The following is a 15,626-nucleotide window of genomic DNA, read 5'->3' as shown; positions in this document are numbered from 1 at the left end:
CCAAGTATCTTGACGTCGAGATATATTCTTCGCCATCATGGGGCATGGAGGGGGCCGGAGCAGCTTCCGATTCCGACCGCACCGCCAGCAGGGAGACTCGAACATGCATTCCGATACCGCGCCGGCCAGGATTCCGGCGTCGAACACAGCACCCACCGCGGCCACCGCCCCCACCTGGGACCCGCAGCAGTACCTCCGGCACGCCGGCCACCGGGCCAGGCCCTTCCTCGACCTCATGGCCCGCATACCCGAGCTCCCCTCCCGGACCGCCCGCATCGCCGACCTCGGCTGCGGCCCCGGCAACGTCACCGCGCTCATCGCGGACCGCTGGCCCGAAGCCCACATCACCGGCTACGACCTCTCCCCGGAGATGCTCCACCGCGCCGACGCCGAATACGCGGGCCCCACCGGCGGCGGCGGCAAGCTCGACTTCCGCCACGGCGACCTCGCCGACTGGCTCCCGGAGGAGCCCCACGACCTGATCGTCTCCAACGCCGCCTTCCAGTGGGTCCCCGGCCACGCCGGATCCTTCGCCCCCTGGATCAACGGACTGCGCCCCGGCGGCACCTTCGCCTTCCAGATCCCCGGGAACTTCACCGCCCCCAGCCACCGGATCCTCGCCGAACTGTGCGACACCCCGCGCTGGAGGGCCCGGCTCGCCGGACACGGAGCCCGCTACATCCACATTCTCGAACCCTCCGGATACCTGGAGCGGTTCACCGAACTGGGCTGCGCCGCCGATGTCTGGGAGACCACCTACCACCAGCTGCTCGAAGGACCCGACCCGGTACTGGACTGGGTCAAGGGCACGGCCCTGCGCCCCGTGCTCACCGCGCTGGCCGACGACGAGGAGGCCGTCGAGTCCTTCCTCGCCGAGTACCGCACCCTGCTCCGCGCGGCCTACCCCACGGGCCCCCGCGGCACCGCCTTCCCGTTCCGCCGGATCTTCGCCGTAGCCCGCAAGGAGGCATGAAGGTGCTCGCCGGAGTCGACCACGTCCAGCTCGCCGCCCCGCCCGGCTCGGAGGACCGGCTGCGCACCTATTACACCGAGGTGCTCGGCATGACCGAGATCCCCAAGCCGCCGGTGCTCGCGGCGCGCGGCGGATGCTGGTTCGCCGCCGGGCCGGTCCAGCTCCACCTCGGCATCGAGGAGGACTTCCGCCCGGCCCGCAAGGCGCACCCGGGGCTCAGGGTCGAGGGCATCAAGGCCTTCGCGGCCGCCCTGGAGCGGCGCGGCGCCCTCGTCGTCTGGGACGACAACCTGCCGGGCCACCACCGGTTCTATTCCGAGGACCCCGTGGGCAACCGGCTCGAGTTCCTGGAACGGCACGACCTGGAGCCGCACGCCGGCCACTGAACCGCCGCGGTACCCGCGAAGGCGCCCCGCCACCGGAGATCCGGTGACGGGGCGCCTTCGTACGAGCGGGGCCGATCAGTGCAGTTCGGCGTACGCGTTCCAGCCGCCACCGATGTTGGTGTTGCCTTGGAAGGTGTTCAGGCCCTTGAGGCCCGACGCCTTGTAGACGAACGCGGTGCCGGCGGAGTTGACGCCGACGAGGTCGGTGCGGCCGTCACCGGTGATGTCGCCGACCGCGGTCAGCTTCTTGAAGCCGTTCCAGCCGGCGTCGCCGATCTTGACGCGGTCGCCGAAGCTGGTGGTGCCGTTGCCCGGGTAGGCCCACAGCGAGCCGTCGGTGCCGCGGGCGAGCAGGTCGGCGCGGCCGTCACCGGTCACGTCACCGGCGCCGAACAGCTTGTTGTAGATGCCCCAGCCGGCGCCGAGGCGGACGCGGTTGCCGAACGAGGTGCCGCTGCCGTTGCCCGGGTAGAACCACATCACGTTGGACTTGTCGCGGGCCAGCAGGTCGCCGAAGCCGTCACCGTTGATGTCGCCGACACCGGAGAGGGAGTTGAAGACGTCCCAGCCGGCGCCCGCGTAGGCACCGTTGATGTAGAGCTTGCCGCCGCCCCAGAAGAGCCACGCGGCCTGGTTCAGCGAGCCGAACGAGGAGGTGACGGTCATGCCGACCTGGTTGATCGGCGCCTCGCCGCTGCCCAGGGCCTCCTGGCGGTCGTAGAAGCCGCCGTTCATCTTGCCGCCGTAGTAGTAGACGGCGCCGCCGGAAGTGCGGCCGACCAGCTCGGAGCGGCCGTGCGCGGGGACGCCGCCCTGGCCGGCGAACAGGTCGGTGTACTCCCAGCTGGTGCCCATCTTCACCCGGTCGCCGAGGCTGCCGTCGGCGTTGGCCTTGTAGCTCCAGATGATGCCGGCGGAGTCACGGGCCGCGACCCAGGTGCCGCCGCCGTCGGCGTTGGTGACCAGCGTCTGGAGCTGGTTGTACACGTTCCAGCCGGTGCCGCTCTTGATCCGGTTGCCGAAGCCGCCGGCGCCGTTGCCCGGGTAGACGTAGAGCACGCCGCCCGGCGTGGCCACCAGGAGGTCGGCCTTGCCGTCGGCGTTGAAGTCACCGCCGCCGACGATCTGGGAGAAGGCGTTCCAGCCCGCGCCGAGGGAGATCCGGGCACCGAACGGGCTGCCCGAGTCGGCCGTGCCGTTGCCCGGGTACAGGTAGAGACCGCCCGCGTACGTGCGGGCCAGCAGGTCCGCCTTGCCGTCGCCGGTCAGGTCGCCGACACCGACGACCTTGTTGTAGATGTTCCAGCCGTTGCCGGACCAGCCGGTGCGGTAGGTGCCGGCGCTGTTCGCAGCCAGGAGGGACAGCTTGCCGTGGACGGAGAGCGTCAGCAGCTCGGGCTGCCCGTCACGGTTGAGGTCACCGGCCGTGATGACGTCCTTGAAGTCCTCGCCGTAGCCGGAGCCCGCAGCGGCGCCGTCCACGAAGTACTCGGGGTCGTCGCCGGTGAAGTCCTTCAGGTACGACCGGCCGCTGAGCCCGCGGTACACCATGTCGGACCAGCCGTCGCCGCTCACGTCGAACAGCGGCGCGAGCGGGGTGGCGGCGGTCGTACGGGCCGCGGCCTTCGTCGACGGGGCCTGGGGCTTGGTGCCCGTGGGGCGCACGTCGGCCTGGGACCGGTCGACCCTCGGTGCGGGGACCGGCTTCTCGGCGGCCGAGGCCGACGTGCCGGAAAGGAGCATCCCCGCCGCGAGGGCGAGGGCGGTGCAGGCCGCGATGCGGCCGGAGCGCGTGGAGCGCATGAAAGACAAGAGGTCTCCCTGGTAGTCAGGCGAAACCGGGCTGAACGATCTCGTCCACGGCGCGCGGCAGTGCTGCGCTGCACGTGAGACGGCATTCCCCCCCGGGAGTACCCGAACACTACCTGCGTGGCGCGCATTGTCCAGACATTAAGTGGGCTTTTTTGATCACGTTCAGAACGCAGTGGTGCCCGGGGCCTCCCGACCCCGGGCACCGGGCGCAGCGCCCCGCTCACGCACCGCGAACGCGGAGCACGCTCACTTCTTGCGGTGCCCCACCAGACGCGGCTTCGCCTCCAGGTTCTCCAGCCCGTGCCAGGACAGGTTCACCAGGTGCGCCGCCACCTCCGCCTTCTTCGGCTGGCGCGTCTCCAGCCACCACTGGCCGGTCAGTGCGACCATCCCCACCAGCGCCTGCGCGTACAGCGGGGCCAGCTTCGGATCGAAGCCGCGGGCCTTGAACTCGAGGCCGAGGATGTCCTCGACCTGCGTGGCGATATCACTGATCAGCGAGGCGAAGGTACCCGTCGACTGAGCCACGGGGGAGTCCCGGACCAGGATCCGGAAACCGTCCGTGTAGCTCTCGATGTAGTCCAGCAGCGCGAACGCCGCCTGCTCCAGCAGCTCCCGCGGGTGCCCGGCCGTCAGCGCGCCCGTCACCCCGTCCAGCAGCTGGCGCATCTCGCGGTCCACGACGACCGCGTAGAGGCCCTCCTTGCCACCGAAGTGCTCGTACACCACCGGCTTGGAGACTCCGGCCTTCGCCGCGATCTCCTCCACCGACGTGCCCTCGAACCCCTTCTCGGCGAACAGGGTGCGGCCGATGTCCAGCAGTTGCTGACGCCGCTCGGCGCCCGTCATCCGGACCCGGCGGCTGCGCCTGGGCTTCTCGCTGCTGGAACTGCTGCCGTCGTTTCCCACGCCCCCCATCATGCCGCGTTCGACACTTCTTCCTTGCGCCGGGCGTCGATGCGGGCCTCGGACGGCCAGCGGACGTCGGACGCCCAGCCCAGCTGTTCGAACCACCGGATCAGCCGCGCGCTGGAGTCGACCTGGCCGCGCAGCACACCGTGCCGGGCGGAGGTCGGGTCGGCGTGGTGCAGGTTGTGCCAGGACTCACCACAGGACAGCACCGCCAGCCACCACACGTTGCCGGAGCGGTCGCGCGACTTGAAGGGGCGCTTGCCCACCGCGTGGCAGATCGAGTTGATCGACCACGTCACGTGGTGCAGCAGCGCGACCCGGACCAGGGAGCCCCAGAAGAACGCCGTGAAGGCGCCCCACCACGACATCGTCACCAGGCCGCCCACCAGAGGCGGCAGCGCCAGCGAGAACATCGTCCAGAAGACGAAGTCGCGCGAGATGCGCCGGATCGCCGGATCCTTGATCAGGTCCGGGGCGTACTTCTGCTGGTCGGTCTGCTCCTCGTCGAAGAGCCACCCGATGTGCGCCCACCACAGGCCCTTCATCAGCGCCGGCACCGTCTCGCCGAAACGCCACGGCGAATGCGGGTCGCCCTCGTGGTCGGAGTACTTGTGGTGCTTGCGGTGGTCGGCCACCCAGCGCACCAGGGGTCCCTCCACCGCCATCGAGCCCATGATCGCCAAGGCGATGCGCAGCGGCCGCTTCGCCTTGAAGGAACCGTGCGTGAAGTACCGGTGGAAACCGATCGTGATGCCGTGGCAGGCCAGGAAGTACATGAAGACCATCAGGCCCACGTCCAGCCAGCTCACCCCCCAGCCCCAGGCGAGCGGAACCGCCACCAGCAGGGCGAGGAAGGGGACGGTGATGAACAGCAGCAGCGCGACCTGCTCCACGGACCGCTTGTTCTCACCGCCGAGGGTCGCGGACGGCACGGACGCGCCGGAAGACGCCGGGGCGTCCTCGATCACGTCGGGACTGATGGTCATATATGTGTCCCCTGAGGGTGAGGGAGTCGGCAGGCGCGCCGCCCGGCCACACATCCCTACGGGTGCGTAACCTACGGCAACGTAAGTATGGCAAAGGTCCCCCGCGGGGCAAGAGGAGCGCGCCCGCGACCGGGCCCAGAGGCCCGAGCCGCAAGGCCGCCGTCCCGCCTGCTGACACACGGGGCTGGTCACCGGTACGGGCCACCTATCCTGGTGTCGTCGGACAGCGCGGTCCGCACGGGCAGCCCGAGCTGCGCATCAGGAGCGGTGGCACCGCCGGACCCAGATCCGGGACGGCACCACCGCGCGCACCCGGGGCCCACCTCCCAGTAGCGCTCGAAACACTGCAAGGAGCCGCACCTGTGAGCAGTGCCGACCAGGCCCACTCGACCACCGCCTCCGCGACGTCCCCCGCCGGCGCCGCCAACGCCGAGCTGCGCGCGGACATCCGCCGCCTCGGCGACCTCCTCGGCGAGACCCTCGTACGCCAGGAGGGCCAGGACCTCCTCGACCTGGTCGAACGCGTCCGGGCTCTCACCCGCACCGACGGCATCGCGGCCGCCGAGCTGCTCGGCGACACCGACCTGGAGACCGCCGCCAAGCTGGTGCGCGCCTTCTCCACCTACTTCCACCTCGCCAACGTCACCGAACAGGTGCACCGCGGCAAGGAACTGCGCGCCCACCGCGCCGCCGAGGGCGGCCTGCTGGCCCGCACCGCCGACATGCTCAAGGACGCGGACCCCGAGCACCTGCGCGAGACGGTCAAGCACCTCAACGTCCGCCCCGTCTTCACCGCACACCCCACCGAGGCGGCCCGCCGCAGCGTCCTGAACAAGCTGCGCCGCATCGCGGCCCTCCTCGAAGAGCCCGTCGCGGGCGCCGGCGAGCGCCGCCGCCACGACCTGCGCCTCGCGGAGAACATCGACCTCGTCTGGCAGACCGACGAACTGCGCGTGGTCCGCCCGGAACCCGCCGACGAGGCACGCAACGCGATCTACTACCTCGACGAACTGCACGCCGGCGCCGTCGGCGACGTCCTGGAAGACCTCGCCGCCGAGCTCCAGCGCGTCGGCATCGAGATCCCGCCCGGCACCCGCCCCCTCACCTTCGGCACCTGGATCGGCGGCGACCGCGACGGCAACCCCAACGTCACCCCCGAAGTGACCCGGGACGTGCTGATCCTCCAGCACGAGCACGGCATCACCGACGCCCTGGAACTGATCGACTTCCTGCGCGGACTGCTGTCCAACTCCATCCGCTACACCGGTGTCACCGAAGAACTCCTCACCTCCCTCCAGGCCGACCTGGAACGCCTCCCGGAGATCAGCCCGCGCTACAAGCGGCTGAACGCCGAGGAGCCGTACCGCCTCAAGGCCACCTGCATCCGGCAGAAGCTCCTCAACACCCGCGAACGCCTCGCCAAGGGCATCCCGCACGAGGAAGGCCGCGACTACCTCGGCACCGCCGAGCTGCTCACCGACCTCACCCTCATCCAGACCTCCCTGCGCGAGCACCGCGGCGCCCTCTTCGCCGACGGCCGCATGGACCGCACCATCCGCACCCTGGCCGCCTTCGGCCTCCAGCTCGCCACGATGGACGTACGCGAGCACGCGGACGCCCACCACCACGCGCTGGGCCAGCTCTTCGACCGGCTCGGCGAGGAGTCCTGGCGCTACGCGGACATGCCCCGCGACTACCGCGGCCGCCTCCTGGCCAAGGAGCTGCGCTCCCGCCGCCCCCTGGCACCCACCCCGGCCCCGCTCGACGCCGCCGGACAGAAGACGCTCGGCGTGTTCGGCGCCATCAAGGACGCCTTCGAGAAGTTCGGCCCCGAGGTCATCGAGTCCTACATCATCTCGATGTGCCAGGGCGCCGACGACGTCTTCGCCGCCGCCGTCCTCGCCCGCGAGGCCGGCCTCATCGACCTGCACGGCGGCTGGGCCAAGATCGGCATCGTCCCGCTCCTGGAGACCACCGACGAGCTCAAGGCAGCCGACGTCATCCTCGACGAGATGCTCGCCGACCCCTCCTACCGACGCCTCGTCTCGCTCCGCGGCGACGTCCAGGAGGTCATGCTCGGCTACTCCGACTCCTCGAAGTTCGGCGGCATCACCACCTCCCAGTGGGAGATCCACCGCGCCCAGCGCCGACTGCGCGACGTCGCCCACCGCTACGGCGTCCGCCTGCGCCTCTTCCACGGCCGCGGCGGCACCGTCGGCCGCGGCGGCGGCCCCTCGCACGACGCGATCCTCGCCCAGCCCTGGGGCACCCTGGAAGGCGAGATCAAGGTCACCGAGCAGGGCGAGGTCATCTCCGACAAGTACCTCGTCCCCTCGCTGGCCCGCGAGAACCTGGAGCTGACCGTCGCGGCCACCCTCCAGGCCTCGGCCCTGCACACCGCCCCGCGCCAGTCCGACGAGGACCTGGCCCGCTGGGACGCCGCCATGGACACCGTCTCCGACGCCGCCCACGACGCGTACCGCGCACTCGTCGAGGACCCGGACCTGCCGGCGTACTTCTTCGCCGCCACCCCCGTGGACCAGCTCGCCGACCTGCACCTGGGCTCCCGCCCCTCGCGCCGCCCCGACTCCGGCGCCGGCCTCGACGGCCTGCGCGCCATCCCGTGGGTCTTCGGCTGGACCCAGTCCCGCCAGATCGTCCCCGGCTGGTACGGCGTCGGCTCGGGCCTCAAGGCCCTGCGCGAAGCCGGCCAGGGCGACGCACTGGCCGAGATGGGCGAGCGCTGGCACTTCTTCCGCAACTTCCTGTCCAACGTCGAGATGACACTGGCCAAGACGGACCTGCGGATCGCCCGCCACTACGTCGACACCCTGGTGCCCGACGAACTCAAGCACGTCTTCGCCCGCATCGAAGCCGAGCACGAACTCACCGTCCGCGAGGTCCTGCGGATCACCGGAGGCGAGAAGCTCCTCGACTCCAACCCGGTCCTCCAGCAGACCTTCTCGGTCCGCGACGCCTACCTGGACCCGATCTCCTACCTCCAGGTCTCCCTGCTGGCCCGCCAGCGCGCCGCCGCCGAGCGCGGCGAGGAAGCGGACCCGACCCTGTCCCGGGCCCTGCTCCTGACGGTCAACGGCGTCGCCGCCGGCCTGCGCAACACCGGCTGACCACCCCCGACGGCCAGGAAGCCCCCGCACCGGACGACGGTGCGGGGGCTTCCCCGTGCAGGGCTTCCTCCCACCCGCTGCGCGCGGTCAGGAGCCGGCCCCCTAACTGTTGTACGTGGACTGCGCGCGCTCCAGGCCCTCCTGGATCAGGCACTCCACGGCGTCCGCCGAACGGTCGACGAACCAGTCCAGCTCCTTGCGCTCCGTCGAGGAGAAGTCCTTCAGCACGAAGTCGGCGACCTGCATCCGGCCCGGCGGCCGTCCGATGCCGCAACGGACGCGGTGGTAGTCGGGCCCCATCGACTTCGTCATCGACTTCAGGCCGTTGTGCCCGTTGTCCCCGCCGCCCAGCTTCAGCCGCAACGTCGGATAGTCGATGTCCAGCTCGTCGTGGACCGCGACGATCCGCTCCAGCGGCACCTTGTAGAAGTCCCGCAGCGCCGTCACCGGACCACCGGACAGGTTCATGAACGACATGGGCTTGGCCAGCACCACGCGCCGGTTCGCCGGTCCCGGCGGACCCATCCGGCCCTCGACCACCTGAGCACGGGCCTTGTGCGCCTTGAACTTGCCGCGCATCCGCTCCGCCAACAGGTCGGCCACCATGAAACCGATGTTGTGGCGGTTGCCCGCGTACTCCGCACCCGGGTTCCCGAGCCCCACGATCAGCCAGGGCGCCGCTTCGTCCGACATCAAAAGCTCCTTATACGAAGACGACCGCCGTCCCGCTCCAGTGGAGCCGGACGGCGGTCGTTCAGCAAGTGCTGAAGGGGAGGGGCGAGGCTCAGGCCTCGGTGCCCGCACCCTCGGCGGCCGGCTCCTCGGCCTGCGCGCCGATGACCTGCAGGACGGCGATGTCGCCGTCGACGGCCAGGGTGGTGCCCGCCGGGAGGACCAGGTCCTTGGCGGTGATGGTCGCACCGGCCTCCAGGCCCGCGATCGAGACGGTGACCTCGGTCGGGATGTGCGTGGCCTCGGCCTCGACGGAGATGGTGTTCTGGAGGGTCTCCAGCATGTTGCCGCCCGGGGCCAGCTCGCCCTCGGTGACGATCGCGACGTCGACGGTGACCTTCTCGCCCTTCTTGACGATCAGGAAGTCGACGTGGGAGATCGAACGCTTCAGCGGGTGCTTCTGAACGGCCTTCGGGATGACCAGCTCGGTGCCGGCGCCCGCGATGTCCAGGGAGATCAGGACGTTCGGGGTGCGCAGCGCGAGCTGAAGGGCGTGGGCGTCCACGTTGACGTGCTTCGGGTCGGTGCCGTGGCCGTAGATGACCGCGGGGGTCAGGGCGTCACGACGCGCCTGACGGGCGGAACCCTTGCCGAAGTTCTCGCGGACCTTCGCGGAAAGCTTGATCTCGGACATGCTCACTCCTCGTGGGGTGACGGAAATGGACGACAGTCACCCGGCCGGAACACGGCCTGCTACGAAGAGCGCGTCGATAACGGAGCACCGGAACCTGTTCGCGAACAGGTACGGCCTCCCTCGCCGAGCAACTCGAGGAGTGTACCCGGCGGGGAGGCCGTACCCAAAAAGGATCTAGCGCGGTGCGGACGTGCTCACTGCTGCTCTTCGAACAGGCTGGTGACCGAGCCGTCCTCGAAGACCTCGCGCACGGCGCGGGCGATCATCGGGGCGATGGAGAGCACCGTGATCTTGTCCAGCTCCAGGTCGGACGGGTCCGGCAGCGTGTTCGTGAACACGAACTCGCTGACCTTCGAGTTCTTCAGACGGTCGGCGGCCGGGCCCGACAGGATGCCGTGCGTGGCCGTCACGATGACGTCCTCCGCGCCGTGCGCGAACAGCGCGTCCGCGGCGGCGCAGATGGTGCCGCCCGTGTCGATCATGTCGTCGACCAGGACGCACACGCGGCCCTTGACCTCACCGACGACCTCGTGGACGGTCACCTGGTTGGCGACGTCCTTGTCACGGCGCTTGTGCACGATCGCCAGAGGCGCGTCCAGACGGTCGCACCAGCGGTCGGCGACGCGAACGCGGCCGGCATCCGGGGAGACGACCGTCAGCTTGGAGCGGTCGACCTTGGCACCGACGTAGTCCGCGAGGACCGACAGGGCCGAAAGGTGGTCGACCGGGCCGTCGAAGAAGCCCTGGATCTGGTCGGTGTGCAGATCGACCGTGAGGATGCGGTCCGCACCCGCGGTCTTCAGCAGGTCCGCGACCAGACGGGCCGAGATCGGCTCGCGGCCCTTGTGCTTCTTGTCCTGACGGGCGTACCCGTAGGACGGGACGATCACGGTGATGGAGCGTGCCGACGCGCGCTTGAGCGCGTCGATCATGATCAGCTGCTCCATGATCCACTTGTTGATCGGAGCCGTGTGGCTCTGGATCAGGAAGCAGTCCGCGCCACGAGCAGACTCCTGGAAGCGGACGTAGATCTCGCCGTTCGCGAAGTCGAAAGCCTTGGTCGGCACGAGGCCGACACCCAGCTGGTGCGCGACCTCCTCGGCCAGCTCGGGGTGGGCGCGGCCGGAGAAGAGCATCAGCTTCTTCTCGCCGGTCGTCTTGATCCCGGTCACAGCACTGTCTCCTCAGACGTGGGAAAGCTGCTCGCCCCCATGTGCGTCCGTCCCGCACACGGTGAGCCAGCCGAATTGCGTGCACCTATCACGGTACGCCGTCTCGGGCGTAGCCGTTTCCGGTCAGTTCACCTCAGCGTTCGTCGGAGTCCTCGTGGACCGCCGACTGAGCCGCCGTCGCGGCGGCACTTCCCGGACGCTTGCGGGCCACCCAGCCCTCGATATTCCGCTGCTGGCCACGGGCCACGGCCAGGGCGCCGGGCGGCACGTCCTTCGTGATCACCGAGCCGGCGGCCGTGTAGGCGCCGTCCCCGATGGTGACGGGAGCCACAAACATGTTGTCCGAACCCGTCTTGCAGTGTGAGCCGACGGTCGTGTGGTGCTTGTGCTCACCGTCGTAGTTCACGAACACGCTGGCGGCGCCGATGTTCGTGTACTCGCCGATCGTCGCGTCGCCGACGTAGGACAGGTGCGGGACCTTCGTGCCCTCGCCGATCGTGGCGTTCTTCATCTCCACGTACGTGCCGGCCTTGGCCTTCGCACCCAGGTTCGTGCCCGGACGCAGGTACGCGAAGGGGCCGACGCTCGCCGACGGGCCGACGACGGCGGTGTCCGCCACCGTGTTGTCCACACGGGCGCCCGCACCGACGTGCGTGTCCTTGAGGCGGGTGTTGGGGCCGACCTCGGCCTGCTCGGCGATGTGCGTGGTGCCGAGCAGCTGGGTGCCCGGGTGCACGATCGCGTCCTGGCCGAAAGTCACCGTCACGTCGACGAGCGTGCTCGCCGGGTCGACGATCGTCACACCGGCGAGCATGGCGCGCTCCAGCAGGCGGGCGTTCAGCAGTGCGCGGGCCTCGGCGAGCTGGACCCGGTTGTTGATCCCGAGGATCTGCCGGTGGTCCGCGCCCACGGCCGCGCCGACGCGGTGGCCGGCCTCGCGCAGGATGCCGAGCACGTCGGTGAGGTACTCCTCGCCCTGGCTGTTGTCGGTGCGGACCTTGCCGAGCGCGTCCGCGAGGAGGGCCCCGTCGAAGGCGAAGACCCCGGAGTTGATCTCGCGGATGGCGCGCTGGGCGTCGGTGGCGTCCTTGTGCTCGACGATGGCGGTGACCGCCCCGTCGGCGCCGCGGATGATCCGGCCGTACCCGGTGGAGTCGGGGACCTCGGCGGTCAGCACGGTGACGGCGTTGCCGTCGGCCTCGTGCGTGGCCGTCAGCGCGGCCAGGGTCTCGCCGGTCAGCAGCGGGGTGTCGCCGCAGACGACGACCACGGTGCCGGCGGGCCGGTCGCCCAGCTCTTCGAGGGCCATCCGGACGGCGTGCCCGGTGCCGTTCTGCTCGTACTGGACTGCCGTGCGGACGTCGGCGTCGATCGCGGCGAGGTGCGCGGTGACCTGCTCGCGGGCGTGCCCGACGACGACGACGAGATGGGTGGGGTCCAGCTCGCGGGAGGCGGCGACGACGTGACCGACGAGCGAGCGCCCGCTGATCTCGTGCAGAACCTTGGGTGTGGCCGACTTCATGCGGGTGCCTTCACCCGCTGCGAGTACGACGACGGCTGCCGGGCGGTTGGCGCTCACGGGTGTGCCCTTCGGCTTCGGGTGGTGGACCCGTGAAGGATACCGGTGGGTTTAGGGCGCCAAACGAGCGCGGGTCCCGACTGCGGACGTCAGGACCCGGATGGCGAAGCTCCCCTGTCAGGACTCGAACCCGAACATAAGGCACCAAAAGCCTCAGTGCTGCCAATTACACCACAGGGGATTAATCGACTTAACCGGACATTGCATCCTAGTGGTCGCGCCGACGGGACCTACTATGCCGCACCGGGCGCCCTGAATGCGACGGTTCAAATCCGAGCCCTTCAGCGGGATTTTCGGTCGCCGCCGTGCAGGGACGGCTGCGTACGCTGGTCGGCATGACCGGTACGGGGGAAGAGTGGGACGGGGCCGGGCGGGACGGGCCCCTGTGGTGGGAGCGGCGCAGGTCGGCGGTGCTGGACGTGGGACTCGGCGCGGTGTCCGCCGTCGAGTGCGGGGTGGAGGGCGTCGGGTTCGCCCGCGAGGCCGGGATCCCGGTCTACGCCGGAGTGCTGTTCGGGCTGCTGGTGGGGTCGGTGCTCGTCCTGCGGCAGCGCTGGCCGATCGTGGTGGTGCTGGTCGGCATCGCGGTGTCGCCGGCCGCCATGGGCTTCCTGCTCGGCGTGGTCGGGCTGTACACGCTGGCCGCCTCCGAGGTGCCCCGGCGGATCACCGCGACCCTGGCGTCGATGTCGCTGGCCGCGACCTTCGTGGTGATGTACCTGCGGACCCGGGAAGACCCCGATGTCACCCTCACCATCGTCATCACCCTGTCCGTCTTCGTGGCGGTGGCGCTGACCGTGCCGCCGGTGCTGTTCGGGCTGTACACGGCGGCCCGCCGACGGCTGATGGAGAGCCTGCAGGAGCGCGCGGACTCGCTGGAGCGGGAGCTGTCGCTGCTCGCGGACCGGGCGGAGGAGCGGGCCGAGTGGGCCCGTACGGAGGAGCGGACCCGGATCGCGCGGGAGATGCACGACGTGGTGGCGCACCGGGTGTCGCTCATGGTGGTGCACGCGGCGGCGCTCCAGGCCATCGCCGCCAAGGACCCGGTGAAGGCGGCGAAGAACGCGGCGCTGGTCGGGGACATGGGTCGGCAGGCGCTGACCGAGCTGCGCGAGATGCTCGGCGTGCTGCGTGCGCAGGCTCCGAAGCCGGCGGCGGTGGCGGCGCCGGTGGCGCTGGTGGGGAGCTTCGACGACGGGCCGACGCTGGGGGAGCTGGAGGCGCTGGTCGGGCAGTCGCGGGCGGCCGGGATGGTCGTGGACCTGGATGTGCGGGGGGAGTACTCGGCGTACGTGGCGGAGGTGGAGCAGACCGCCTACCGGGTGGTGCAGGAGGCGCTGACCAACTGCCACAAGCATGCTCCGGGCGCACGGGTGGTGGTACGGCTGGCGCACCGGGAGGGTGAGGTGGCCATGCAGGTGGAGAACGGCCCCTGTGACGGCAAGGCGGCCGAGCCGGGGCTGCCGAGCGGCGGGAACGGCCTGGTCGGGATGCGTGAGCGGGTGCTCGGACTGGGCGGGGTGTTCGTGTCCGGCCCGACGGACGTGGGCGGCTTCAAGGTCTCGGCGGTCCTGCCGAGCGAGTGGGAGAGGGGATAGCCGGGATGGCCGGGATGAGGGTGGGCTGGGATCCGGTGGCGGAGCTGACGGAGGATGACCGGAAGCTGTTCCAGGGGCGGTGGGAGAAGCGGCTCTGGCTGAACGTGCCGGGGCCGTTCTACACGGGCGAGACGGACACGTGCTGGACCGGGCGGCTGAACGCGCCCGGCAACGTGATGTACGCGGCGAGCACCGAGGGCAGCCTCGAGTACGTGTTCCGGCAGCCCCGGAGCCGGGCCGAGGTCCGCCGGGTGGTGGACGCGGCGGACGAGGAGCCCTTCCAGGAGTACGCGTACGACGGGGACCGCTGGTGGACCCCGGAGACGGTGCGCCGGTGGTGGGCCGGGCGGGCCCGGGTCGTGGAGCACCTGGTGCTCTCGCTGGCCGAGTACGGGGACAGCGTCCATCCCGCGGACCGGGACGCCGCCGAGGGGGCGCGGGAGTTCCGGGCGTACCTGGAGGGCGGGCTCGCCGCCGATCTGCGGGCGTACCTCTTCCGGCTGGAGGAGGGCCGCTACCCCGGGGAGGGGGAGCGGCTTCCGGAGCTGGGCGGTTAGGGAGTGCGGTGGCCCGGGCCGTCCGGGGGTGTCCGGGCCGTCCGGGCGCTGCGGGCCGCCGAGGCCGTCAGCCCGTCTGGCCCGTCGTCAGGCGGGTCGGCTGGAGGCCGGTGAGGAGGAGGGTGAGGGCCTCGTCGAGGCTCGCGCCGAGGTACCAGTCGCCGGTGTGGTCCACGCAGTAGACGCGGCCCTCGCGGTCGAGGGCGAGGTGGGAGCCGCCCCCGGCCGGGTCCGTGCCGGCCTCGACGCCGAGCGGGCAGAGCTGGGTGGAGAGGGCGCGGCCGAGGTCCGCGAAGGTACGGGCGAGGTGCAGGCCCGTGAGCGGGTCCAGGCGTATCGCGGCGGGCGCGATCTGGCGGCCGGGGCCCGGGGCGGTGACGGTGAGGTTCCCGAACTCCGCCCAGGCTTCGACGGCGGCGGGGAACACGGTGTGCCGGTGTCCGGCGGGGGTGGTGTGGTCGCGCAGGGCGTCGGCCCAGTACTCGGCCTGCTTGATGTCCCAGCGGCCGGGCTCCCAGCCGGCGGTGCGCAGGGCGGCGTCCACGGCGACGGGGAAGCGGGTCGCCGAGGAGCGGGCGTACGAAGCGGAGGTCGTGGTCATGGCGGCTACTCGGGGTGGGTGAGGTCGACGGGGCGGACGCCGAAGTGGGCGAGGAGGGCCTCGCAGGAGCGGCAGGGAGGTGCGTAGCTGCCGTGGAGCGGGTCGCCGTCCTCGCGGATGTGGCGGGCGGTGATCTTGGAGTGCTTGAGCGAGCGGCGTGCCTCGCTGGGTGTCAGGGGCTTGCGCGAGGCGCGTTTGCTGCGGGCGCCCTCCACGGTGGTGAGGTGGCGGGAGAGCAGGATCGCCTCCGGACATCGGCCGGTGAAACGTTCGCGCTGGCCGCTCGTGAGGGTGTCGAGGAAATCCTGTACGAGGGCGTGCAGTACGGGGGGCAGGTCGGCCTTGCCGGCGGTCCCGGTGAGGGTTTCGCCGCGCACGGACAGGGCGGCGGCCACGGTGGGCAGGATTCCGTCGCGGCGGAAGCGGAGGGTGGGCACGGTGGGGCGGCCGTCGCCGCCGCCGCCCGCACCCCCGCTGCCGCGGCCAGCATTCCCCGCCTTCCGATGGACGCCATGTGACGACTCCGTTCCGCTGCGTGACATTGCCTGGTGTCCGC

Annotated in this window: 14 protein-coding genes and 1 tRNA gene; 5 read left to right on the top strand and 10 right to left on the bottom strand. The window is 70.9% G+C overall.

Annotation, left to right across the window (positions count from 1 at the left end):
• The first annotated feature begins 103 nt into the window (after nt 1-103).
• Both ABZY57_RS03905 and ABZY57_RS03900 read left to right on the top strand, forming a co-directional pair.
• Nucleotides 104-973, top strand: a complete 870-nt coding sequence (locus ABZY57_RS03905) for a trans-aconitate 2-methyltransferase (RefSeq protein WP_356507814.1) — start codon at nt 104-106, stop codon at nt 971-973.
• Nucleotides 974-975: 2 nt separating this feature from the next.
• Complete coding sequence (locus tag ABZY57_RS03900) at nt 976-1,359, top strand: glyoxalase (RefSeq protein WP_356507850.1); 384 nt, start codon at nt 976-978, stop codon at nt 1,357-1,359.
• 75 nt (nt 1,360-1,434) lie between these two features.
• On the opposite strand, the gene ABZY57_RS03895 is transcribed toward ABZY57_RS03900, so the two are convergent.
• From ABZY57_RS03895 to ABZY57_RS03885, 3 genes are all read right to left on the bottom strand, one after another.
• Nucleotides 1,435-3,162, bottom strand: a complete 1,728-nt coding sequence (locus ABZY57_RS03895) for a VCBS repeat-containing protein (protein WP_356507848.1) — start codon at nt 3,160-3,162, stop codon at nt 1,435-1,437.
• A 255-nt stretch (nt 3,163-3,417) separates the two neighbouring features.
• A complete protein-coding gene (locus ABZY57_RS03890) occupies nt 3,418-4,089 on the bottom strand; it encodes a TetR/AcrR family transcriptional regulator (protein ID WP_254386077.1) in 672 nt (223 codons plus the stop codon).
• Nucleotides 4,089-5,069 carry a fatty acid desaturase gene (locus ABZY57_RS03885; RefSeq protein WP_356507812.1) on the bottom strand — a complete coding sequence of 327 codons (981 nt, stop codon included), beginning with the start codon at nt 5,067-5,069 and terminating at the stop codon, nt 4,089-4,091. The genes ABZY57_RS03890 and ABZY57_RS03885 overlap by 1 nt, the downstream gene beginning before the upstream one ends.
• Nucleotides 5,070-5,503: 434 nt before the next feature.
• On the opposite strand from ABZY57_RS03885, the gene ppc reads away from it, so the two are divergent.
• Nucleotides 5,504-8,197 (top strand): phosphoenolpyruvate carboxylase, encoded by a 2,694-nt coding sequence (ppc, locus tag ABZY57_RS03880; RefSeq protein ID WP_356507845.1) that lies wholly within the window; start codon nt 5,504-5,506, stop codon nt 8,195-8,197.
• Between the two features lie 102 nt (nt 8,198-8,299).
• On the opposite strand, the gene pth is transcribed toward ppc, so the two are convergent.
• The 5 genes from pth to ABZY57_RS03855 all read right to left on the bottom strand — a co-directional run bounded on the left by pth (nt 8,300) and on the right by ABZY57_RS03855 (nt 12,495).
• Complete coding sequence (gene pth, locus ABZY57_RS03875; protein ID WP_356507810.1) at nt 8,300-8,890, bottom strand: aminoacyl-tRNA hydrolase; 591 nt, start codon at nt 8,888-8,890, stop codon at nt 8,300-8,302.
• A 91-nt stretch (nt 8,891-8,981) separates the two neighbouring features.
• On the bottom strand, nt 8,982-9,563 hold the full coding sequence (locus tag ABZY57_RS03870) for a 50S ribosomal protein L25/general stress protein Ctc (protein WP_356507808.1): 582 nt from the start codon (nt 9,561-9,563) through the stop codon (nt 8,982-8,984).
• Between the two features lie 194 nt (nt 9,564-9,757).
• Entirely contained in the window at nt 9,758-10,735 is a 978-nt protein-coding gene (locus ABZY57_RS03865; RefSeq protein ID WP_356507806.1) for a ribose-phosphate diphosphokinase, read from the bottom strand.
• Between the two features lie 133 nt (nt 10,736-10,868).
• Nucleotides 10,869-12,314, bottom strand: coding sequence for a bifunctional UDP-N-acetylglucosamine diphosphorylase/glucosamine-1-phosphate N-acetyltransferase GlmU (gene glmU / locus ABZY57_RS03860; protein ID WP_356507804.1), 1,446 nt, complete (start codon nt 12,312-12,314; stop codon nt 10,869-10,871).
• A 109-nt stretch (nt 12,315-12,423) separates the two neighbouring features.
• A tRNA-Gln gene (locus ABZY57_RS03855) sits at nt 12,424-12,495 on the bottom strand.
• A gap of 154 nt (nt 12,496-12,649) precedes the next feature.
• Between ABZY57_RS03855 and ABZY57_RS03850 the strand changes: the two genes are divergently transcribed.
• Together ABZY57_RS03850 and ABZY57_RS03845 are read left to right on the top strand one after the other, a co-directional pair.
• On the top strand, nt 12,650-13,912 hold the full coding sequence (locus tag ABZY57_RS03850) for a histidine kinase (protein WP_356507802.1): 1,263 nt from the start codon (nt 12,650-12,652) through the stop codon (nt 13,910-13,912).
• A 5-nt stretch (nt 13,913-13,917) separates the two neighbouring features.
• Nucleotides 13,918-14,469, top strand: coding sequence for a hypothetical protein (locus tag ABZY57_RS03845; RefSeq protein WP_356507800.1), 552 nt, complete (start codon nt 13,918-13,920; stop codon nt 14,467-14,469).
• Between the two features lie 67 nt (nt 14,470-14,536).
• Here the strand turns inward: ABZY57_RS03845 and ABZY57_RS03840 are convergent, their stop codons facing one another.
• Nucleotides 14,537-15,070: an SUKH-3 domain-containing protein gene (locus tag ABZY57_RS03840; RefSeq protein WP_356507798.1), complete on the bottom strand. Its 534-nt coding sequence runs from the start codon at nt 15,068-15,070 to the stop codon at nt 14,537-14,539.
• Nucleotides 15,071-15,075: 5 nt separating this feature from the next.
• Nucleotides 15,076-15,507, bottom strand: a complete 432-nt coding sequence (locus ABZY57_RS03835) for a YwqJ-related putative deaminase (protein WP_356507796.1) — start codon at nt 15,505-15,507, stop codon at nt 15,076-15,078.
• Between the last annotated feature and the right edge of the window lie 119 nt (nt 15,508-15,626).

Source organism: Streptomyces sp. NPDC006450, from assembly GCF_040612195.1.
GTDB lineage: Bacteria > Actinomycetota > Actinomycetes > Streptomycetales > Streptomycetaceae > Streptomyces.
The sequence above is the reverse complement of the archived record's forward strand: the minus strand, read 5'-3'. Positions and strand labels throughout refer to the sequence as shown.